Source organism: Cryptosporangium japonicum, from assembly GCF_039524755.1.
Lineage (GTDB): Bacteria > Actinomycetota > Actinomycetes > Mycobacteriales > Cryptosporangiaceae > Cryptosporangium > Cryptosporangium japonicum.
The window spans coordinates 479,569-499,794 of the sequence record NZ_BAAAGX010000046.1 but is presented as its reverse complement, the minus strand read 5'-3'; the positions used below and the strand labels follow the sequence as shown (position 1 = coordinate 499,794).

General features: G+C 71.5%; 18 protein-coding genes. 15 read left to right on the top strand and 3 right to left on the bottom strand.

The window, feature by feature from the left end; genetic code table 11:
* Positions 1–113 precede the first annotated feature (113 nt).
* From ABD437_RS42705 to ABD437_RS42665, 9 genes are all read left to right on the top strand, one after another.
* The gene (locus ABD437_RS42705; protein WP_344654704.1) at positions 114–839 is read left to right on the top strand and encodes an SDR family NAD(P)-dependent oxidoreductase; all 726 of its coding nucleotides are present in this window, start codon (positions 114–116) and stop codon (positions 837–839) included.
* Positions 840–850: 11 nt separating this feature from the next.
* Positions 851–1,552, top strand: coding sequence for a FadR/GntR family transcriptional regulator (locus tag ABD437_RS42700; protein WP_344654703.1), 702 nt, complete (start codon positions 851–853; stop codon positions 1,550–1,552).
* Entirely contained in the window at positions 1,539–2,684 is a 1,146-nt protein-coding gene (gene dgoD / locus ABD437_RS42695) for a galactonate dehydratase (RefSeq protein WP_344654702.1), read from the top strand. The genes ABD437_RS42700 and dgoD overlap by 14 nt, the downstream gene beginning before the upstream one ends.
* Positions 2,681–3,388 carry a hypothetical protein gene (locus ABD437_RS42690; protein ID WP_425558381.1) on the top strand — a complete coding sequence of 236 codons (708 nt, stop codon included), beginning with the start codon at positions 2,681–2,683 and terminating at the stop codon, positions 3,386–3,388. Before dgoD ends, ABD437_RS42690 begins: the two co-directional genes overlap by 4 nt.
* Entirely contained in the window at positions 3,385–4,248 is an 864-nt protein-coding gene (locus ABD437_RS42685) for a sugar kinase (RefSeq protein WP_344654700.1), read from the top strand. The genes ABD437_RS42690 and ABD437_RS42685 overlap by 4 nt, the downstream gene beginning before the upstream one ends.
* Positions 4,238–4,825, top strand: a complete 588-nt coding sequence (locus tag ABD437_RS42680; protein ID WP_344654699.1) for a bifunctional 4-hydroxy-2-oxoglutarate aldolase/2-dehydro-3-deoxy-phosphogluconate aldolase — start codon at positions 4,238–4,240, stop codon at positions 4,823–4,825. The genes ABD437_RS42685 and ABD437_RS42680 overlap by 11 nt, the downstream gene beginning before the upstream one ends.
* Positions 4,826–4,936: 111 nt before the next feature.
* Positions 4,937–5,692, top strand: a complete 756-nt coding sequence (locus ABD437_RS42675) for an SAM-dependent methyltransferase (protein WP_344654698.1) — start codon at positions 4,937–4,939, stop codon at positions 5,690–5,692.
* Positions 5,693–5,761: 69 nt separating this feature from the next.
* Positions 5,762–7,729, top strand: coding sequence for a thioredoxin domain-containing protein (locus tag ABD437_RS42670; RefSeq protein ID WP_344654697.1), 1,968 nt, complete (start codon positions 5,762–5,764; stop codon positions 7,727–7,729).
* Positions 7,730–7,803: 74 nt separating this feature from the next.
* Complete coding sequence (locus tag ABD437_RS42665) at positions 7,804–10,170, top strand: hypothetical protein (RefSeq protein ID WP_344654696.1); 2,367 nt, start codon at positions 7,804–7,806, stop codon at positions 10,168–10,170.
* 13 nt (positions 10,171–10,183) lie between these two features.
* Here the strand turns inward: ABD437_RS42665 and ABD437_RS42660 are convergent, their stop codons facing one another.
* A complete protein-coding gene (locus tag ABD437_RS42660) occupies positions 10,184–10,645 on the bottom strand; it encodes a DUF6069 family protein (RefSeq protein ID WP_344654695.1) in 462 nt (153 codons plus the stop codon).
* Positions 10,642–11,487, bottom strand: a complete 846-nt coding sequence (locus ABD437_RS43235; RefSeq protein WP_425558380.1) for a TetR/AcrR family transcriptional regulator — start codon at positions 11,485–11,487, stop codon at positions 10,642–10,644. The genes ABD437_RS42660 and ABD437_RS43235 overlap by 4 nt, the downstream gene beginning before the upstream one ends.
* A 114-nt stretch (positions 11,488–11,601) precedes the next feature.
* Between ABD437_RS43235 and ABD437_RS42650 the strand changes: the two genes are divergently transcribed.
* The gene (locus ABD437_RS42650; RefSeq protein WP_344654694.1) at positions 11,602–12,213 is read left to right on the top strand and encodes a hypothetical protein; all 612 of its coding nucleotides are present in this window, start codon (positions 11,602–11,604) and stop codon (positions 12,211–12,213) included.
* Between the two features lie 125 nt (positions 12,214–12,338).
* Here the strand turns inward: ABD437_RS42650 and trhA are convergent, their stop codons facing one another.
* Positions 12,339–12,959, bottom strand: a complete 621-nt coding sequence (gene trhA / locus ABD437_RS42645; protein ID WP_344654747.1) for a PAQR family membrane homeostasis protein TrhA — start codon at positions 12,957–12,959, stop codon at positions 12,339–12,341.
* Positions 12,960–13,362: 403 nt separating this feature from the next.
* On the opposite strand from trhA, the gene ABD437_RS42640 reads away from it, so the two are divergent.
* The 5 genes from ABD437_RS42640 to ABD437_RS42620 all read left to right on the top strand — a co-directional run bounded on the left by ABD437_RS42640 (position 13,363) and on the right by ABD437_RS42620 (position 20,204).
* Positions 13,363–15,201 carry a phosphoenolpyruvate carboxykinase (GTP) gene (locus tag ABD437_RS42640; protein WP_344654693.1) on the top strand — a complete coding sequence of 613 codons (1,839 nt, stop codon included), beginning with the start codon at positions 13,363–13,365 and terminating at the stop codon, positions 15,199–15,201.
* A gap of 75 nt (positions 15,202–15,276) precedes the next feature.
* Positions 15,277–16,044: an isoprenyl transferase gene (locus ABD437_RS42635; RefSeq protein WP_344654692.1), complete on the top strand. Its 768-nt coding sequence runs from the start codon at positions 15,277–15,279 to the stop codon at positions 16,042–16,044.
* A gap of 255 nt (positions 16,045–16,299) precedes the next feature.
* Entirely contained in the window at positions 16,300–17,742 is a 1,443-nt protein-coding gene (gene phoH2 / locus ABD437_RS42630; protein ID WP_344654691.1) for an RNA 5'-3' helicase PhoH2, read from the top strand.
* 106 nt (positions 17,743–17,848) lie between these two features.
* Positions 17,849–18,607: a 3-oxoacyl-ACP reductase FabG gene (gene fabG, locus ABD437_RS42625; protein ID WP_344654690.1), complete on the top strand. Its 759-nt coding sequence runs from the start codon at positions 17,849–17,851 to the stop codon at positions 18,605–18,607.
* A 496-nt stretch (positions 18,608–19,103) separates the two neighbouring features.
* Positions 19,104–20,204 carry an aggregation-promoting factor C-terminal-like domain-containing protein gene (locus ABD437_RS42620; RefSeq protein WP_344654689.1) on the top strand — a complete coding sequence of 367 codons (1,101 nt, stop codon included), beginning with the start codon at positions 19,104–19,106 and terminating at the stop codon, positions 20,202–20,204.
* The last annotated feature ends 22 nt before the right edge of the window (positions 20,205–20,226 follow it).

Genomic DNA, 20,226 nt, shown 5'->3' with positions numbered 1-20,226 from the left:
TCCGGGGGGACGAGAGTCAGCTGTGACATCGCGTTGCGGAACGGTTGCACGGGCTTCACGGGGCTGTCAATATATCTTCGTAATTAATGGTTAGTTGCCTCGGAGGCGCCCGGATGAGCGAACGATTCGCAGGTCGGACGGCCGTGGTGACCGGTGCGGCGGGTGGCATCGGCGCCGCGTGCGCGGTCCGGCTCGCGGCCGAGGGCGCGGTGGTCGTGCTCACCGATGTCCGGCCCGCGGACAGCGTCGCGGAGAAGATCCGGGCCGACGGCGGGCGTGCGCACGCACTGATCGCGGACGCCGCCGACGAAGCCGCCTGGGGACGTGTCGGTTCCGAGTACGGTCCGGTCGACGTGCTCGTCAGCAACGCCTACTCGGTGGACGTCGCTCCGGCGCACGAGACGAGCCGCGAATCCTGGGACCGGCAGCTGGCCGTGTCGCTGACCGGCACGTTCCTCGGCGTGCGGGCGTTGCTCCCGGGGCTGCGCTCCGCCGTGCTGATCTCCTCGGTGCACGCGCTGGTGGGCCTGCCGGGGCGCCCGGCCTACGCGGCCGCCAAAGGTGCGCTGGTTTCGCTCGGCCGGCAGCTCGCGGTCGAGTACGGTCCGGCGCTGCGGGTCAACACGGTGCTTCCGGGGCCGATCCTCACGGACGCCTGGGCCGACATCGCCGAAGTGGACAGAGCGCGCAGCGCCGAGGCCACGATCGCCGGTCGATTGGGTAGCCCCGACGACGTGGCGGCCGCGGTGGCGTTCCTGGCCTCCGACGAGGCCGGGTTCGTCACCGGCACCACGCTGGTCGTCGACGGTGGCTGGACTGCCACTCGGCAGTCGTCGTGACAAGGGGACGCATGCAGCACTACGGGACGCGTGGCGTGCACGGTCAGACGGTGGAGGTGCTGGCCCAGCGCATCCTCACCGGACAGTTCGCCGAGGGCGCCACGCTCGACATCACCGCGCTGCAGTCGGAACTCGACGTCAGCCTCACCGCGCTGCGTGAGGCGATGCGTGTGCTCGCGGCGAAAGGCCTGGTCGACGCCCGCCCGAAACGCGGGACGTTCGTGCGTCCGCGGGACGACTGGAGCCTGCTCGACCCCGACGTGCTGCGCTGGCAGTTCTCCCGTGCGGTCCGGCCGGGCCTCTTCAGCGACCTGCACGAGCTGCGGTCGATCGTCGAGCCCGGTGCTGCCGGGCTCGCGGCCGAACGAGCCACGGACTCCGACGTCGAAGCGCTCGACGCCGCACTCGCCGCGATGGCCTCGGCCGGCGACGACATCGGCGCGGCCGTCGACGCCGACCTCGCGTTCCACCGCGCGCTGCTCGCCGCCACCCACAACGAGCTGCTGCAACGCATGGAAGTACTGATCGAGACCGGGCTGGCCGAGCGCGACCGGATGGTGCACGGCGCCGGGCCCGGCGATCCGGTACCCAGCCACCGGGCGGTGGTGGACGCGATCCGGCGGCACGACGCGGCCGGCGCGGCCAGGGCCATGGGCCGGCTGCTGGAGCAGGCCGTCGAGGACGTAGCGAGGCTCGCCGATGAAAATCGATAGGGTCGAGACGTTCCTCGTTCCGCCCCGCTGGCTGTTCTGCCGCATCTCCACCGACCAGGGTCTGGTGGGCTGGGGCGAGCCGGTCGTCGAAGGCCGCGCCGAGGTGGTGCGCGCCGCCGTGGACGTGCTGGCCGAGTACCTGATCGGCGAGGATCCGTTACGCATCGAGCAGCACTGGCAGGTGCTGACCAAGGGCGGCTTCTACCGCGGCGGCCCGGTGCTCTCCAGCGCGGTCGCCGGCATCGACCAGGCCCTCTGGGACATCGCCGGTAAGGCCTACGACGCCCCGGTGCACGCGCTGCTCGGCGGCGCGGTGCGCGACCGCGTCCGGGTGTACGCCTGGGTGGGCGGCGACGAGCCGGGCGAACTCACCGACGCGGTGAGCGCGCACGTCGAAGCCGGGATGACCGCGGTGAAGATGAACGCGAGCGGCGTGCTCTCCCCGGTGCCGACGCGCGCCGAGCTGAACGCGGTCGTCGCACGGGTCGGCGCGGTGCGTGAAGCGCTCGGTGACGACCGGGACCTGGCCGTCGACCTGCACGGCCGGGCGACGTTCCCGGCCGCGCGGATGCTGCTGCCCGCGCTCGCACCGCTGCACCCGCTGCTGATCGAGGAGCCGTTGCTGCCCGAACACGGTGACCGGCTGCCGGAACTGGTGGCGCTCTCCGTCTCGCCGCTGGCCACCGGTGAGCGGCTGTACCACCGCAGTGACTTCCTGCCCGCGCTGCGCGCCGGGATCAGCGTCGTGCAGCCCGACCTCTCGCACGCCGGCGGCATCTCCGAGGTGCGTCGGATCGCGTCGCTCGCGGAGACGCACGGTGCGCTGCTCGCGCCGCACTGCCCGCTCGGCCCGGTGTCGCTGGCCGCCAGCCTGCAGGTGGCGCTGAGCACGTCGAACTTCCTGATCCAGGAACAGAGCATCGGCATCCACTACAACCTCGGCGCGGACCTGCTCGACTACGTCGCCGACCCGGAGCCGCTGCGGATCGTCGACGGGCACATCGCCCGGCTGGAGTCGCCCGGGCTCGGCATCACCGTCGACGAGGCGGCGGTGCGGAAGGCCGACCGGTCCGGCCACGCCTGGCGGAACCCGGTCTGGCGGCACGACGACGGGTCGTTCGCGGAGTGGTGAGCGTTTCGGTGGACCTGGCCCACGGCGGGCGCTGGACCTCGCTGCGGGTGGAGGGCCGCGAATGGCTCTGGTTCCGGGACGACCCCGCCCGGTTCTCGCCGGGCTCCGAGTTCGTGGACGCCGGCGGGCTGGAGGAATGCTGCCCCACCGTGCGCGGCGAGCCGGACCACGGTGCGGTGTGGTCGCGGCCCTGGTCGGCTTCCGGCGTCGTGACGCCCGACTTCGAGCTCCGCCGGGCCTTCCGGCCGGTGGGGGACGCGGTGGAGGTGGACTACCGGTTGTCGGCCTCGCCGGGGTACCGGTTCGTCTGGGCGGCTCACGCGCTGCTCGACGTGTCGACCGACGCCCGGTTGGTGGCACCGGCCGGGACGCCGACCCGGCTCTACGACCCGGTCCGGACCGTGGAGTGGCCCGCCGGGCTGGATCGTCTCGGACCGGACGACGGCACCGCGCTCGGCGCGATCCTCGCGTGTTCCTCCGTGCGGGTGGTCGACGGCTCGTCGCTGCGCTTCCGGGTGGAGGCCGACGGGCAGCCCACCTCCGTCGCGCTCTGGCGGAACTTGCGAGGATGGCCGGCAGGGGATCCGTACCGGTCGATCGGGGTCGAGCCGATGCTGGGCCGGGTGTTCGACCGGGCGGAGGGGGACACCGCGGTGGTTCCGGATTCGGGGACGTGCGAGTGGCGGCTGACGGTGTCGGCATGAGTTTCGACGTGGTGTGCGTGGGCGAGTCGATGGCGCTGGTGACGCCGGACCCGCCCGGCCCGCTGGCTGCCGGCGGCCCGATGCGGCTCGACGTGGCCGGGGCCGAGTCCACCGTCGCCTCGTACCTGGCGCAGCTCGGCGCACGGGTGACCTGGGTGAGCGCGGTCGGGGCCGACCCGCTCGGCTCGCTGGTGCGGTCCCGGATCGGGTCGTACGGCGTCGACGTGTCGTTCGTCGTGGTGGACCCGGACGCGCCGACCGGGGTGTTCTTCAAGGACCCGGGGGCCGCGGGCACGACCGTGCACTACTACCGGGCCGGGTCGGCGGCTTCCCGGCTCGGACCGTTGACGCTGCCGGCCGCCCGGGTGGTGCATCTGAGCGGCATCACGCCCGCGCTCTCGCCGTCGTGCGCCCGGCTCGTCGAGGCGGCGCTCGGGACGGGTTTCACCAGTTTCGACGTGAACTACCGGCCGGGGCTCTGGTCGGTGGAGCAGGCCGCCCCGGTGCTGGCCGAGCTGGCTCGCCGCGCCGACGTCGTCTTCGTCGGCCTGGACGAAGCGCAGACGCTCTGGGGCGTGCGCACGGCCGCGGACGTGCGGAAGCTCCTGCCGGAGCCGGGCCGGGTGATCGTGAAGGACGGCGCGGTGGGGGCGTACTCGGATTCGGAGTTCGTGCCCGCGCCGGTGGTCGACGTCGTGGAACCGGTCGGCGCGGGTGACGCGTTCGCGGCCGGGTACCTGCTCGGCCTGCTGCGTGACGCTCCGGAGGCCGAGCGCCTCCGGCTGGGGCACCGGGTCGCGGGCGCGGCGCTGCGGGTGACCGGAGACGTGGCGGTACTGGAGGGGTTCGATGACTTTTGACGAGATCGTGGGCGACGCGCGGATCATGGCGATCCTGCGGGGACTGCCGCCGGCGGAGACCCTGTCGCTGGCGACGCGGCTCTGGGACGCCGGGGTCACCGTGCTGGAGATTCCGCTGGCCCGGCCGCACGGGCTGGACGCGCTGCGTCACGTCGCGGCCGCCGCCGCCGAGCGCGGGCTGATCGTCGGCGCCGGCACCGTCGTGACGCCCGACGCGGCCCGGGCGGCGGCCGACGCCGGCGCGCGCTACACGGTCGCGCCCGGCCTCGACCTCACCGTGCTCGCCGCGAGCCTGCACGCCGGGCTACCGCACCTGCCCGGCGTCGGCACCGCGAGCGAGGTGGGGCTCGCGGTGGCCGCCGGCTGCCGCTGGCTCAAGGCGTTCCCGGCCGGCGCGCTCGGCCCGGGCTGGATCTCGGCCCTGCACGGCCCGTTCCCCGACGTCCGGTTCGTCGCCACCGGCGGCCTCTCGGTGAGCGACGTCCCGGCGTTCCTCGACGCGGGCACCGCCGTGGTGGCCCTGGGCTCCGCCCTCGCCGACCCCGACCAGCGTGCTCAGCTCGCCGACGTGCTCTGAGCCCGCACGAACGGCCGACACCAGCGGCGAGGCGGGTCCGCGGCATCACCCGTTTCTTCGACAACCGCCTATTCGGCGTCTTCGGGCTGCCCGCTCTTGTAGAAACGCCTCATGGCGCTCTCCACTGAGGACTTCGACACCGATCACCCGCACGCCGCACGGATCTGGAACTACTGGATGGGCGGGACCGACAACTTCCCCGCCGACCGGGCCGCCGGTGACGCGGTCGCGCAGGTGTACCCGGAGATCGTCCGGATGGCGCAGTACTCCCGCGGTTTCCTGACCCGCGCGGTGCGCTACCTGGCGAACGAAGCCGGGATCCGGCAGTTCCTCGACATCGGCACCGGGTTGCCGGTCATGCAGAACACCCACGAGGTGGCCCCCGACGCGAAGGTCGTCTACGTCGACATCGACCCGATGGTCGCCAACACGCCGCTCGAGGGCGCGGCGACGTTCGTCCAGGCCGACTACCACGACCCCGAGGCCATCCTGGCCGCGGCGGCGGAGGTGCTCGACTTCCGTCAGCCGGTCGCCGTGATGTTCATGGGGGTCCTCGGCTACGAGCCCGACGACCAGGTGTCCCGCTCGATCGTCAGCCGCACGCTGGCCCCGTTCGAGCCCGACAGCTACCTGGTGCTCTGGGACGGCACGAACACCACGCCGGAGGTGGTCGAAGGCGCCCGGCGGCTCGCCGAGAGCGGCGGTGTCCCGTACGTCCTACGCAGCCCTTCGACGCTGGCGACGGCCTTCGACGGCCTGCAGCTGATCGACCCCGGCCTGGTCCAGATCACCCACTGGCGCCCCGAGGACACCGAGCCACCCACGATCGAGGCCTACGGCGCGGTGGCCCGCAAACTCCCTTCGTAGGGGTCGGTCAACGACTCGCACGCGCTCGCGGAACGTTTCGTGTCGGTCGGGCGTGGCAGGCTACGAACCATGAACCGGCTCGGTGACGCGACCTCGCCCTACCTCGTTCAACATGCCGACAACCCGGTCGATTGGTGGCCCTGGTCGACCGAGGCGTTCGCGGAGGCGAAACGGCGGGACGTTCCGGTGCTGCTCTCGGTCGGCTACGCGGCCTGCCACTGGTGTCACGTGATGGCGCACGAGTCGTTCGAGGACGACGAGACCGCCGCGCTGATCAACCAGTACACGGTGCCGATCAAGGTCGACCGGGAGGAGCGGCCCGACGTCGACGCGGTCTACATGGAGGCCACCCAGGCCATGACCGGCCAGGGTGGCTGGCCGATGACCGTGTTCGCCACGCCCGACGGCGCGCCGTTCTTCTGCGGGACGTACTTCCCGAAAGCGCACTTCCAGCGGCTGGTCGTCGCGGTCGCGCAGGCCTGGGCCAACCAGCGCGGGGAGGCGATCGCGCAGGGCCGCAACGTCGTCGAGGCACTCACCGGTGGCTCGCTCGGCCCCGGTCACCCGCTCGACGCGGCGAAGCTCGATTCCGCGGCGCAGACGTTCCAGCGTGACTACGACCCGGTCGACAAGGGCTTCGGGGGCGCGCCGAAGTTCCCGCCGTCGATGGGACTGGAGTTCCTGCTCCGCCACCACGCCCGCACCCGCAGCGACGATTCGTTGCGCATGGTGAGCGAGACCTGCTCGGCGATGGCCCGCGGCGGCATGTACGACCAGCTCGGCGGCGGGTTCGCCCGGTACGCGGTCGACGCCACCTGGACCGTGCCGCACTTCGAGAAGATGCTCTACGACAACGCGCTGCTGCTCCGCGTCTACCTGCACCTGTGGCGCACCACCGGTGATCCGCTGGCCCGTCGCGTCGCCGGCGAGACCGCCGAGTTCCTCCGGCGTGACCTGCGCACCCCGGAGGGCGGCTTCGCCTCGGCGCTCGACGCCGACACCGAGGGCGTCGAAGGCCTCACCTACGCCTGGACGCCGGAGCAGCTGATCCAGACCCTCGGCGAGAGCGACGGGGTGTGGGCACGGGAGCTGCTCGGCGTCACCGACGAGGGCACGTTCGAGCACGGCACGAGCGTCCTGCAGCTCCGGCAGGACCCCGACGACCCGGCGCGCTGGGCGAAACTGCGGGAGCGGCTGCTCACCGCGCGGGACGAACGCCCGCAGCCCGCCCGGGACGACAAGGTCGTCGCGGCCTGGAACGGTCTGGCGATCGCGGCGCTGGCCGAGTACGGCGAGCTGTGCGCCGACCGCAGCGCGGTCGACGCCGCGGTCGAGGCCGCCGAGCTGCTGCTGCGTGTGCACCTGGTCGACGGCCGGCTGCGGCGCACCTCGCGCGACGGGCGCGTCGGCGAGCACGCCGGCGTCCTGGAGGACTACGGCGACGTCGCCGAGGGCTTCCTGGCGTTGCACCAGGTCACCGGCGAGGCGCGGTGGCTGGCGTCGGCGGGTGAGCTGCTCGAGACCGCGCTGACGCGGTTCGCCGACGGCTCCGGCGGCTTCTACGACACCGCCGACGACGCCGAGACACTCATCCGCCGCCCGCAGGACCCCACCGACAACGCGACCCCGTCCGGCTCGTCCGCAGTGGCCGGTGCCCTGCTCACCTACGCCGCGCTCACCGCGTCGGTCCGCCACCGCGAGGCCGCCGAGGGTGCGCTCGCGAAGATGGCCCCGGTCGCGGAGCGGTTCGCGCGTTTCGCCGGCTGGGCGTGCGCGGTCGGCGAGGCCGCGGTCGCCGGTCCGCTGCAGGTCGCGGTCGTCGGCTCCGGAGCCGAGGCCGACGCACTGCGCGCGGTCGCCTGGCGCGCGACGTCGCCCGGCACCGTCGTCGTGGCCGGTCCTCCCGACGCCGAGGGTGTGCCGCTGCTGGCCGATCGCCCGCTCGTCGGCGGCGAACCGGCTGCGTACGTCTGCCGCGGTTTCGTCTGTGACCTGCCCACCACCGAACCGGGTCCGCTGGCCGAGCAGCTGCGGTAGCGGGCCGCGCGGGCCGGTCGGACCGGCTCGCTACGATCGGCGGGACTCGGCGAAGACAGGAGTGGGCGGCTTTCATGGGTGTGACGGAGACGGACGGCGGCGCGGCAACGTCCCAGGCGGGCACCCCGGCCGTCGGTTACCAGCCGGGTGGCATCGCGGGGTACTACGGAGCGGCTGGTCAGGCCGCCGGGCAATCCGCGCTGGTCGCCCTGGGGGCGGCGCTCGCGCACCGCGGCCCGGCCGAGAATCGCGCCGAGGCCGGGCGGATCGGGCTGGTCGTCCGGTCCGCGCCGGACGTGACGGCGGGCGCCACCGACCGGGACGGCACGGTCGTCGTGGCCGCGGGGGTCGACCCGGCCGCCGTCGCCGACCGGTACGCGTCCGGGGGAGTGGAGCTGCTGGCCACGCTGCCGACGCCGTGGACCGCGGCGTTGCTCGACCCGCGGCGTGAGGCCCTGGTGCTGGTGGCGGCCGGTGCTCCGCTCTACTACGCGCCGGCCGCGGCCGGGGTGGACGGGCTCGCGTTCGCGTCCGAGCCGGCCGCGCTCGTCGAGGCCGGTCTGGTCTCCTCGGCGCCCGACACCGAGCGGGTCGTCGAGTTCGTGCTCACCGGCGGCGGGGAGGACGGCGAAGCCACGTTCTTCGCCGGTATCCGGCGCCTCCCGGCCGGTCAGGCGCTGATCGTCGACGGCAGCGGCGCGTCCACCCGCTCGATCGACGCGGTGACGCCACCGGTCGACGGTCTGGCCGCCGCACGCAACGCGCTCGCGGCGAGCCACCGGCCCGCCGTCCGGCTCGGTCTGGGCCTGCCCGGCGCGGCGCTCGCCGCCACCGCGAAGACCACGCCGGGCATCCCGCCCTCGGCGTACTTCTCGGCCAGCTTCGCCCCGATGGACACCACCGAGGACATGTACGTCGGTGCGGTGTCGGCGTCGCTCGGCGCCACCGTCCACTCCGTCCGGGTGAACGCCGACACGCTGGCGTCCGACCTGGCGCAGTTCCTCCGCGTGCAGGGCGAGCCGGTCGCCGACCTCGGCGAGTACGTGCAGTACGCGGTCGCGAAGACGGCGCGGGAGGGCGGCGCCGATTCGTTGCTCGACCCGGTGGGCGCGATCGCCGCGTACGGCCTGACGGTCGAGACCACCGGCAAGAAGCCACGCAAGGAGGTCGCGCCGACGACGCTGCTCGCCCCGACGCTGGCCCAGTCACGCGCCGCGGCGCCGGCCGAGGGCACCCCTGCTCCGCGTCCGGTCGTTCCGGCTTCCGCCCGGCTGGCCGAGGCGCGGCGCACGGCCGACCGCAACGCGGCCCGGCTCGGCATCCGCATCGACACGCCGTTCGCCAATCCGGTCGCCGACGCCGGGCACGGCGGGTCCTCGCTGCGGTCCGCGCTGCCCGCCGGTGCCCCCGGTGACGTGCGTCACTCCGCGCCCGTCCGGGACTGGTTGTTGCGGCTGAAGAACCGGATCTACGGCACGTTCCTGGCCGAGTCGTTCGTCAACCGGCCCTGGTTCCACCAGCAAAACGTCCTGGTCGCGTTCGAGGACTTCATCAAGGGCCGCAACCACGACGCCGATCTGTTCTGGCGCATCTGGTGCGTGGAGATGTGGGCGCAGGAGTTCCTCGACCCGAAGCCCGAGGAGAAGGAGCCGGTCCGCATCAAGGGCCCGCTCGAGGCCAACGCCAACAAGCAGCTCGAGATCACCGTCGACAAGGAGCGCTGGCTGCGCTTCCCGATCCGCACCGAGCTGTTCACGTCCGGCGACGACTACACCCGCCGGATCACCGGGTACGTCTCCGAGTTCATCGACCACGTGCGTGCCGACGGGTCGTACCTGGCCGCGTTCAACGGCCCGTGGTACCTGCTGGTCAGCGAGAAGATCATCGCGATCTCGCAGGGGCGGTCGTACTTCATCTGGGACATCGAGCCGTCCTGGTGGGCACGCACGCTGGCGAAGTTCGTCGTGAAGACGCCGTACGGCATCGGGCTCGGCAGCCCGTGGACGATGGAGCTGGCGATCCGGGAGGCCGGCCTGCCGCGCATCCTGTTCGCGGCCGGGGTCAGTGCCGCGGGCAAGGCGGTCGGCAAGCGCGGTCTCTTCTACCAGGTGGCTGGGCACTCCGTGCGGGCCATCGACGGCCCGACGGAGTACTCGGTCTACCCGGCGAACGTGTCCGCGAAGCTGGCGCCGGCGCATCCCGACCGGGTGGCGTCGAAGCTGAAGTCCACGATCGCGGCGACGCTCACCGAAGCCGGGTTGCCGCAGCTGGCCAAGACGCTGGCCGGCGTCGTCGTGATCGACGCGAACGACATCGGGCGCAACGTGCTGGGCAGCGACGCCGACCGGCCGGAGGAGTTCTTCGAGAACCTCTTCGGTGACAACCCGCTCGGCCAGGGCTCGGAGCAGACGCCGCTGTCGGTGGCCGTGCGCATCGGCTGACCGGTTCCCGGGCCTACGACGCCTTCTCGGGCTCATCCCGGGCGTCGTAGGCCCGGGAAACCGTCGTGGGCCCGGTGAGCTGTCGGGTGCGCGGTGTGCTGGTACGCCACAGCACGGGGATGAGCACCGCGGCCACCACCAGGTGCAGGGCGGCGAGGCCGGCGCGGGTTCCGGTGCTCGCGTCCGACCCGGTGAGCGGGGCGAAGCTCAGCAGCAGACCGATCACGGCGAGCACCACCCAGATCGCGCGTGCGCGGGTGGTGAACCGCTCGAGCAGGGCGAGCAGCGCCCAGGCGACGAGGCCGGCCGCCATCGACAGGACGATCACCGGGCCGACGCCCACCGTGATCGTGCGGCCGTTGTTGCCCTCCACCACCAGGTCGGCGCCGGCGATCGGGCCGATCACCACCCAGCCGGCCAGTGCGGCGAGGGTCGCGCCCACCACCGCGAGCGCACGCGTTGCCGCCCGGCTCATGAGCGCGATCCCGGGGCCGGGACATCGAGGGCGCCGTAGAGGAAGACGTCGACAGTGGTCTCCAGGTCGGCGGCGGGGCGGGGTTGGCGGCCGCGCGCGAGCAGCAGGCTGAGGAAGATGCCCGCGGCCTCGTCCGGGGCGATCCGCAGGTGCTCGCGTTCGGGCTCGAAGAGCTCGGCGACCGCGGCGTTCGTCGCCGCTTGGCTCTCGTCGCGGGCGAGGCTGCGCCCGCCCGTGGGATCCCGCCGGGCCGCTGCGGCCCGAGCACTGTCGGCCCGCTCGAAGAACCCCACCGGACCGGCACCCGGGCCCGGGCCACCTTCCGCCCCCGCGCACTCCGCGCCCGTGTCCTCCACACCCCGGCTAGCAGCCGCACCCACAGCACCGGTGGTGCCCGTCGTGCCCACGGTGTCGGCAGGGTCATGCGTACCAGCCGTACCACGCGTGGCGGGTGCGGTGGGTTCGCCCGAATGACGCGAGAGAGGGCGGCCGGTGGCGTGCAGGGTGCCCAGCACCGCGCCGAGGCGCATCAGGTGGGCGGCGAGCGCTTCGCCCGCTTCGGTGAGGCGCACGGCCAGCGGCTGATCCAGGTCGATCGACTCGAGCTGGGCGATCACGTGATCCGGGCGCAGAACCTCGACCACTACCGCGTCGAGCAGGGCGTTCTTGTCGGGGAAGACCCGGAAGATCGTGCCCTCCGCGATTCCGGCCGCCCGGGCGACCTCGGCCGTGGTCACCGCGGCACCGCGCTCGGCGACGAGCGGAAGGGCGGCGCGCACGATCGTCTCGCGGCGCTGTTCCGGACTGAGTGCCGACGCGCGTCGGCGTTCCGAAGGTGTCATGCCCGCCATCATATGAGTGAGGCCTCACTCATTCAAGCGGAATCCAGCGCGCTCTGGCCGCAATCACGTGAGCGTGTAATGCTGTAATCAGTGCAACGCTTGAAGGAGGCGGAGATGCGCGGACAAGGACGAGGGTTCGGGCGATCAGGCGGCTGGCAGCAGGCCGACCTCCCCCCGGCCGAGGACGCACCCGCCTGGTTCGCCGGGCGCCTGCCCACCGGGTGGTTCACCGGCGCCCCGGAGGTACAGGTCGACCGCGACGAGATCCTGGTCGTCGGCACGCTGCCGATCCAGCACGCGTCGGACGCGTCGGACGCCGACAAGGCCGGGCACGAAGCCGGCCTGATCGCGCGGTTCCGGGAGGAGACCCGCGACGCACGGATCCGGGTCGCCCGCGAGGGTGAGCACCGCTACGGCCGCAAGGTCTCCTGGGGTGCCGTGGCCGGCGGAACGCGTGAGCTGTTCACCACCCATTCGGCCCCGGTAATGACCCGGCTGCGTCAGCCCGAGCGCCAGGTGCTCGACACGCTCGTCGACGCCGGCGTGGCCCGGTCCCGGTCGGATGCGCTGTCGTGGTGCGTGCGTCTCGTCGGGCGCAACGCCGACGACTGGCTCGACCAGCTCCGGTCGGCGATGAGCGAGGTCGACCGGGTCCGCGCCGCCGGGCCGGATGCCGGCGCGTCGGGAGACGCCGACGGGCCACCGGCCGGCTCGGACACCGAGTAGCCGGACCACGCGTTGAGGGATAACTCACCGCACCGGTGATGTGGCGGCGCTTGGCGTCGAAATTGGTAGTAAACAGAAGGGCGACCCTCGAGCAGGGTCGGCCTTCTGTTCAATCCCGACAGAATTCAGGCGAAGACCGCGAAGTAGATCGCGATGTGGTGGCAGACCGCGGCCACCAGCGTGCAGGCGTGGAAGAACTCGTGGTGGCCGAAGGTGCGCGGCCACGGATTCGGCCAGCCGACGGCGTAGAACACCGCGCCGACCGAATAGATCACGCCCCCGACGGCGAGCAGCACCAGCGCGGTGACACTCGCGTGCCCGATCTCCGGCAGCACCAGAACCGCGATCCAGCCGAGCGCGATGTAGAGCGGCGTTCCCAGCCACTTCGGCGCCTTCGGCCACACCATCTTTAAAGCGACGCCCGCCGCGGCACCGATCCAGACGACGGCCAGCAGCCAGTCGGCTTTCGGTGGTTCCAGCAGGAACAAACAGAAGGGCGTGTAGGTCCCGGCGATGAAAATGAAGATCATCGAATGGTCGAGACGCTTCATCGTGGCGTAGCCCCGCGGACCCCAGATCTTGCGGTGGTACAGCGCGCTCGTACCGAACAGCCCGCACACCGTGAGGCTGTAGACGAGACACCCGTAGAAGTAGGACCAGCCCGGCCGGGCGGCGGCGATGCTGCAGAGCACGATGCCGCAGACCGCGGCGACGCCGAACGCGTAGACGTGCAGCCAACCACGCATGCGCGGCCGACCCAGGGGATCGCGGCTCAGCAGGATCGGCGAACCGTCGGCCGTCTCCTCTGCGACGTCCGTGACCGTCACTCCCGCAGCCGCGAGGTTGTCCGTTTTCAGACTCTCATCGCTTGGCACGCCTTCGAGGTTACGCCACCGTAGGTTTGGTTGGCGTGAGCGCACGCTGTGCATGCGTCAAAGCTGATGAAACCTCGGCTTCGGAACGGTGAACCAACTGCTCATGGGCTTGCGCGACTGAATCGTTCCCTATGCGAGTTCTCACAATGCGGACGCGCTCCAGCCCGTAGTGCCGGGTCTAGGGTGGTTGGAAACCCCCCGACCGAACCCGCCGCCGAGCGGTCTATTCGTGTTTTCGGGGGACATCGAATACGCCCATCCGAGGAGTGATCCGATGTCAGCCCCCACCGCGATTCCCGGCCTGGCCGATGCCCCGACCTCTCACGAGGGACTGCTCACCTGGGTGCGTAAAACCGCCGAGCTCACCACTCCCGAACGGGTCGTGTGGGTCGACGGATCCGAGGAAGAGTGGGTTCGCCTGACCGACGAGCTGGTCGACGGCGGCACGCTCGTCCGCCTCGATCCGAAGAAGAAACCGAACTCGTTCTGGGCCCGCACCGATCCGTCGGACGTCGCGCGGGTCGAGGAGCGCACCTTCATCTGTTCGGTAGACCCGAACGACGCCGGTCCCACCAACAACTGGATGGACCCGGCCGAGATGAAGACGATCATGACCGGCCTGTACCGGGGGTGCATGCGGGGCCGCACCATGTACGTCATCCCGTTCTGCATGGGCCCGCTCACCGCCGCCGACCCGATGTTCGGGGTGGAGATCACCGACTCGGCGTACGTCGTCACCAGCATGCGGATCATGACGCGGATGGGCGCTGACGTGCTGGCGAAGATGGGCGACGACGCGACGTTCGTGCCGGCACTGCACTCGATCGGCGCGCCGCTCGAGCCGGGCCAGGAGGACGTGGCCTGGCCGTGCAACCCGGAGAAGTACATCGTGCAGTTCCCCGAGGAGCGCACGATCTGGAGCTACGGCTCCGGGTACGGCGGCAACTCGCTGCTCGGCAAGAAGTGCTTCTCGCTGCGGATCGCCAGCGTGATGGCGCGCGACGAGGGCTGGCTCGCCGAGCACATGCTGATCCTCAAGCTCACCGACCCGCAGGGCGACGTGAACTACATCGCCGCCGCGTTCCCGTCGGCGTGCGGCAAGACCAACCTCGCGATGCTCGAGCCGACGATCCCCGGCTGGAAGGTCGAGGTGCTCGGCGACGACATCGCCTGGATGCGCTTCGGCGAGGACGGCCGCCTCTACGCGCTCAACCCCGAGTTCGGCTTCTTCGGCGTCGCGCCCGGCACCGGCTGGCACACCAACGCCAACGCCATGCGGACGATCGACCGCGGCAACTCGCTCTTCACCAACGTCGCGCTCACCGACGACGGCGACGTGTGGTGGGAGGGCATGACCGAGCAGCCCCCCGCGCACCTGACCGACTGGAAGGGTCGCGACTGGACGCCGGCGTCGGACGAGCCCTCGTCGCACCCCAACTCCCGGTTCTGCACGCCGGCCGGCCAGTGCCCGATCATCGCGCCGGAGTGGGAGGACCCGAAGGGTGTGCCGATCTCGGCGATCCTCTTCGGCGGTCGCCGCAAGACGACGATCCCGCTGGTGAGCGAGGCCCGCGACTGGAACCACGGCGTTTACCTCGGGGCCACGCTGTCCTCGGAGACCACGGCGGCGGCCGCGGGCGCGGTCGGGGTCGTGCGTCGTGACCCGATGGCGATGCTGCCGTTCATCGGCTACAACGGCGGCGACTACTTCCGCCACTGGATCGAGATGGGCAAGGGCGGCCCGACCGGCGACGCCTCCAAGCTCCCGAAGATCTTCTACGTGAACTGGTTCCGGCGCGACGCCGACGGTGGCTTCCTCTGGCCGGGATTCGGCGAGAACAGCCGGGTGCTGAAGTGGGTCGTCGAGCGGATCCAGGGCAAGGCCGACGCGGTGGACACGCCGATCGGGCACGTGCCGGCGCCGGGTGCGCTCGACGTCACCGGCCTGGCCCTCACCGAGGAGCAGGTGGCGGCGGCGCTCGCCGTCGACCCGGAGGAGTGGAAGGCCGAAATCCCGCAGGTCACCGAATGGTTCGAGAAGTTCGGTGACAAGCTTCCCGGCGTGCTGTGGTCGGAACTCGACGTGCTGAAGACGAAACTGGGCGTGCAGTAGTTAGCAGTGTGGTCCGGTCGGCCTCGGCCGACCGGACCGTTCCAAGTGCCCCGTTCTGAGGCGTACCCTGCCGGGGTGGCTGTTCGGGATGTCATCTACTCCCTTTACGAGCGGCGGCTGGTCCGCGAGCTGACCGGAAAACCGCGCCCTCGGCACGTCGGGGTGATCCTCGACGGCAATCGGCGCTGGGCCCGCGAGGCCGGGTTCGACGACCCGAACGAAGGGCACCACGTCGGTGCCCGGAAGATCGAGAACGTCCTCGGCTGGTGTGCCGACCAGGGCGTCGAGGTCGTGACGCTGTGGCTTCTCTCCACCGACAACCTGACCCGTCCGGAGAGCGAGCTCGCGCCGCTTCTGCGCATCATCGAAGGGGTCGCCACCGATCTGGCGGCCGACGTCCAACCCTGGCGCCTGCGCATGGTGGGCGCGCTGGACCTGTTGCCGTCCGACACCGCCCGGGTGCTGAAGGACGCCGCCGAGCGCACGCACGGCAAGACCGGTATGTCGGTGAACATCGCGGTCGGTTACGGCGGCCGGCGCGAGATCGCCGACGCGGTGCGGTCGCTGCTGCACGAGCACGCCGGCCTCGGCACCCGCATCGAGGAACTGGCCGAGGTGATCGACGTCGATCACATCGCCGAACACCTCTACACCAAGGGGCAGCCCGACCCCGACCTGGTCATCCGCACGTCGGGGGAGCAACGGCTCTCCGGTTTCCTGCTCTGGCAGAGCGCCCACTCGGAGTTCTACTTCTGCGACGCGCACTGGCCCGACTTCCGTCGCACCGACTTCCTGCGTGCGCTCCGGGACTACGCACGGCGCAATCGGCGGTTCGGCGTCTGACCGCTTCACACCCTGTCCGGTTACGTGATGTTCACACACTGGTACGGCGGATCTGGGCGATACGAACGCGGAATCCGTGCGGACGGCGTAGCTTTGGTGTCGGTGGGGTTCTCGATCCCACCCGGGAGGCCCAGGCGTTGAAACCTCGATCGGTTGTCTTCGTCGCGGGGCCGGCACCCGGCCCCGTGGGGCGGGTACCGGATCCGGCGAGCCAGTGGGCGCACGGGTGCGCGTCCACGGGACCAGGAGCACCTCATGTCCGATCGTCGTACCCCAGAAAGCGACTTCGTTCCTGACGAGGTCGTCGCGCCCGTGGAGGCACCGTCCGGATCGGAGTCCCCGACGCCGAGCGCCCACCGAGGGGCATCCCGTGAGCGGGCGCCGCGTGCGGAGGGCCACCCAGCGGACAAGGTCTACGTTCTCGACACCTCGGTGCTGCTCTCCGACCCGGGCGCGCTCGGGCGGTTCGCTGAGCACGAGGTAGTCCTTCCGCTCGTCGTCATCACCGAGCTCGAGGGCAAGCGGCACCACCCGGAGCTGGGCTGGTTCGCGCGGCAGACGCTGCGCATGCTCGACGACCTGCGGGTTCGTCACGGCCGGCTGGACGTGCCGGTGCCGGTGAACGAGGCCGGCGGAATGCTGCGCATCGAGCTGAACCACGTCTCGACGAACAACCTGCCGGTCGGGTTCCGTACCGAGACCAACGACGCCCGTATCCTCGCGGTCGCGCTGAACCTGGCCGCCGACGGCGCGGACGTCGTCCTGGTGACCAAGGACGTGCCGCTGCGGGTCAAGGCCGGGGCCGTGGGCCTGAACGCCGACGAGTACCGCGCCGAGATGGTGTCGGTGGCCGAGCGGCCGTGGACCGGCATGGTCGACCTCGACATCAGCGACGAGGAGATGGCCCGCCTCTACGGCGAGGAGACGATCGATCTGGCGGCGGCGCAGGGCCTGCCCTGCCACACCGGTCTGGTGCTGCACTCCGGCCGTGGGTCGGCGCTGGCCCGCGTCCGCCCCGACAAGACCGTGCGCCTCGTCCGCGGCGACCGGGACGCGTTCGGCCTGCACGGCCGCTCGGCCGAGCAGCGCGTCGCGCTCGACGTCCTGCTCGACGACGAGGTCGGCATCGTCTCGCTCGGCGGCCGGGCCGGTACCGGCAAGTCGGCGCTGGCGCTCTGCGCGGGCCTGGAGCAGGTGATGGAGCGGCGCGCCCACAAGAAGGTCGTGGTGTTCCGCCCGCTCTACGCCGTGGGCGGCCAGGAACTCGGCTACCTGCCGGGCAGCGAGGCCGAGAAGATGAGCCCCTGGGGCCAGGCGGTCTTCGACACGCTCGGCGCGCTGGTCAGCGACCAGGTCGTCGAGGAGGTCATGGGGCGCGGGCTGCTCGAGGTGCTGCCGCTGACGCACATCCGCGGCCGGTCGCTGCACGACGCGTTCGTGATCGTCGACGAGGCGCAGTCGTTGGAGCGGGGCGTGCTGCTGACCGTGCTGTCCCGGGTGGGGGCGAACTCGCGGGTGGTGCTCACGCACGACGTGGCCCAGCGGGACAACCTGCGGGTCGGGCGACACGACGGGGTGGCGGCCGTGGTGGAGACCCTCAAGGGCCACCCGCTGTTCGCGCACGTGACGCTCACGCGTTCGGAGCGCTCGCCGATCGCGGCTCTCGTCACCGAGATGCTCGAGGATCTGCCGCACTGAGGTGTGATCGACAAATCGGGGCTATGGCGCGCGCCATAGCCCCGATTTGCTGCGGGTACTCGTCGGTAAGGTGACGGTCAGGCCTGACTGGTTTCAAGGAGGAGACGTGAGCGGTTCGCAGCGAGTTGCCATCGTGACGGGTGCGGCGCGGGGGATCGGTGCCGCCACCGCGGTCCGCCTGGCCCGGGACGGCTTCGCGGTGGGCGTCGTCGATCTCGACGCGGACGCCTGTAAGGACACGGTCGACACGATCACCACCGCCGGTGGCACGGCCATCGCCGTGGGCGCCGACGTCAGCGATTCCGACGCGGTGACGGCGGGCATCCAGCAGGTCGTCGACGGCCTGGGTGCACCGACCGTGCTGGTGAACAACGCCGGCATCCTGCGTGACAACCTCATCTTCAAGATGTCCGACAGCGACTGGGACGCGGTCATGGGCGTGCACCTGCGCGGTGCGTTCCTGATGTCGCGGGCCGTGCAGAAGTTCCAGGTCGAGGCCAAGTGGGGCCGGATCGTGAACCTGTCGTCGACCTCCGCGCTGGGCAACCGCGGCCAGGCCAACTACTCCACCGCGAAGGCCGGCCTGCAGGGCTTCACGAAGACGCTGGCGATCGAGCTCGGCCGCTACGGCGTCACCGCGAACGCGATCGCGCCCGGCTTCATCCAGACCGACATGACCGCGGCCACCGCGGAGCGCGTCGGGGTGCCGTTCGACGACTTCATCAAGGCGGCGGCGTCGCAGATCCCGGTCGGCCGGCCGGGGCAGCCGGAGGACATCGCCGGGGTCGTGTCGTTCCTGGTCAGCGACGATGCCTCGTTCGTTTCGGGGCAGGTCATCTACGTCGCGGGCGGGCCGCGCGCCTGATCGGTCTGATGGCTTTCCCGGGCTCCCCGCACCGCGGGGAGCCCGTTTTTGTGGTGAGGCAGGTCACTCATCGCCCCGGCCGCCGGCCCGAAACCGGGCGCTAACGCATGAAGTTGACGACGTCTCGACACGGACTGTTAAGCCAGCAGTAAGAGACGTATAGCGATGGCCACAGCGGCGGGGTGCGCGTCAGGAGCCCAGGTACGTTCGGTCGAAGTGTGCAAGGGGCGACGGACGAGCTCTCGGGCAGATGGGGCCCGAGGCGCGACCTGACGCGAGAGGTGCTCATGAATACAGCGCTGCCGGGTGCGACCCAGACGACAGCGCCGGGAGTTTCCCTTCTGGCCGGTGCCGGGAGGGCCGGATCGATCGCGGTCGACCGGGACGGCAGGCGGGAGACGGGTCGCCGAGGATGACATATCTCGACGACCGAGAAACCCCCGAGTTACCCAGACGGGGTCGGCACTCGCACGATGACGCCGACGCCACGCAACACGTGTACGAGCGGCCGGCCGACTGGAAGCCACGTCGGCGGCGTTCGGAATCCTTCGAAGACCTCGGTTCGTACGAGGTACCCACCGGCGCGACTCCGGTCGACTGGTGGGCCGGTACCACCCCCCGGCGCGGCGAAGGCAGCGCCTGGGACGCGGACGCACTGCGTGCCGCCGCCGGTGTTCCGCACCGGCCGATCCCCGACCGCGAGGACTACGACCGCGGGAACTACGACCGCGGGAACTCCGACCGCGGGCTTGTCGAACCGCAGCTTCCGGAACAGCGTCGCCCCACTGACGAGACCCCGGACTTTGCCGTCGACGTGCCCCCGGCGGACAAGCGGTCGCTACCGCGCAAGCATCTGGTGCTGCGGATCGCCGCGGTCCTGGTGCTCGTCTTCTCCGCGGCGATCGGCGTCGCGGTGACGGTGCTCAACGACGCCGAGCCGGACACCGTCCAGGTCAAGGAAGAACTGCAGGCCGACGCGCCGGTCGGCGACGCGCCGGTGGACGCCTCCGCGGACGCGGCCGCGGCGCAGGAACAGCAGGCCGCGCAGCAGCAGGCGCAGCAGGAACAGGACCAGGCGGTCGACGCGGCCAAGTCGCGCGCCACGGACAAGGCGGCGGCGGCCCAGAAGTCGGCGGCCGAGCAGGCCGAGCGGGCTTCGGACCAGCGTGCGTCCCGGAGCGAGGCGCGGAAGGCCGCAGCGGCCCCCTCGTCGTCGTCCTCCTCGTCGTCGTCGTCCTCGTCGGGCGGCAGCAGCGGTGACCCGGTGCCCGAGGGGCCGGCGGACTGCGGTTCCTACAGCGGCAACAAGAAGACCGGTTGCTCGTTGCTGGGTGAGTTCGGCTTCGCCACCAGCCAGATGAGCTGCCTGGAGAAGCTGTGGGACAAGGAGAGCAACTGGCGGGAAGGGGCCACGAACCCCTCGTCGGGTGCGTTCGGCATCCCGCAGGCGCTGCCCGCGAGCAAGATGGCGTCGGTCGCCAGTGACTACCGGACCAACCCCGCCACCCAGATCCGCTGGGGCCTGGGGTACATCAAGGGCCGGTACTCGACGCCGTGCGGCGCGTGGTCGCACTCGCAGTCCACGGGCTGGTACTGAGCCGCTCGAAGGCCCGCCTCGC

Coding starts and splice junctions, on each gene's coding strand:
- ABD437_RS42650 (WP_344654694.1), top strand. CDS start 11,602: ATGCGCGGACAAGGACGAGGGTTCGGGCGATCAGGCGGCTGGCAGCAG.
- ABD437_RS42700 (WP_344654703.1), top strand. CDS start 851: ATGCAGCACTACGGGACGCGTGGCGTGCACGGTCAGACGGTGGAGGTG.
- ABD437_RS42665 (WP_344654696.1), top strand. CDS start 7,804: ATGGGTGTGACGGAGACGGACGGCGGCGCGGCAACGTCCCAGGCGGGC.
- ABD437_RS42680 (WP_344654699.1), top strand. CDS start 4,238: ATGACTTTTGACGAGATCGTGGGCGACGCGCGGATCATGGCGATCCTG.
- ABD437_RS42640 (WP_344654693.1), top strand. CDS start 13,363: ATGTCAGCCCCCACCGCGATTCCCGGCCTGGCCGATGCCCCGACCTCT.
- ABD437_RS42685 (WP_344654700.1), top strand. CDS start 3,385: ATGAGTTTCGACGTGGTGTGCGTGGGCGAGTCGATGGCGCTGGTGACG.
- trhA (WP_344654747.1), bottom strand. CDS start 12,959: ATGCGTGGTTGGCTGCACGTCTACGCGTTCGGCGTCGCCGCGGTCTGC.
- ABD437_RS42705 (WP_344654704.1), top strand. CDS start 114: ATGAGCGAACGATTCGCAGGTCGGACGGCCGTGGTGACCGGTGCGGCG.
- ABD437_RS42670 (WP_344654697.1), top strand. CDS start 5,762: ATGAACCGGCTCGGTGACGCGACCTCGCCCTACCTCGTTCAACATGCC.
- phoH2 (WP_344654691.1), top strand. CDS start 16,300: ATGTCCGATCGTCGTACCCCAGAAAGCGACTTCGTTCCTGACGAGGTC.
- ABD437_RS42660 (WP_344654695.1), bottom strand. CDS start 10,645: ATGAGCCGGGCGGCAACGCGTGCGCTCGCGGTGGTGGGCGCGACCCTC.
- ABD437_RS42675 (WP_344654698.1), top strand. CDS start 4,937: ATGGCGCTCTCCACTGAGGACTTCGACACCGATCACCCGCACGCCGCA.
- ABD437_RS43235 (WP_425558380.1), bottom strand. CDS start 11,487: ATGACACCTTCGGAACGCCGACGCGCGTCGGCACTCAGTCCGGAACAG.
- dgoD (WP_344654702.1), top strand. CDS start 1,539: ATGAAAATCGATAGGGTCGAGACGTTCCTCGTTCCGCCCCGCTGGCTG.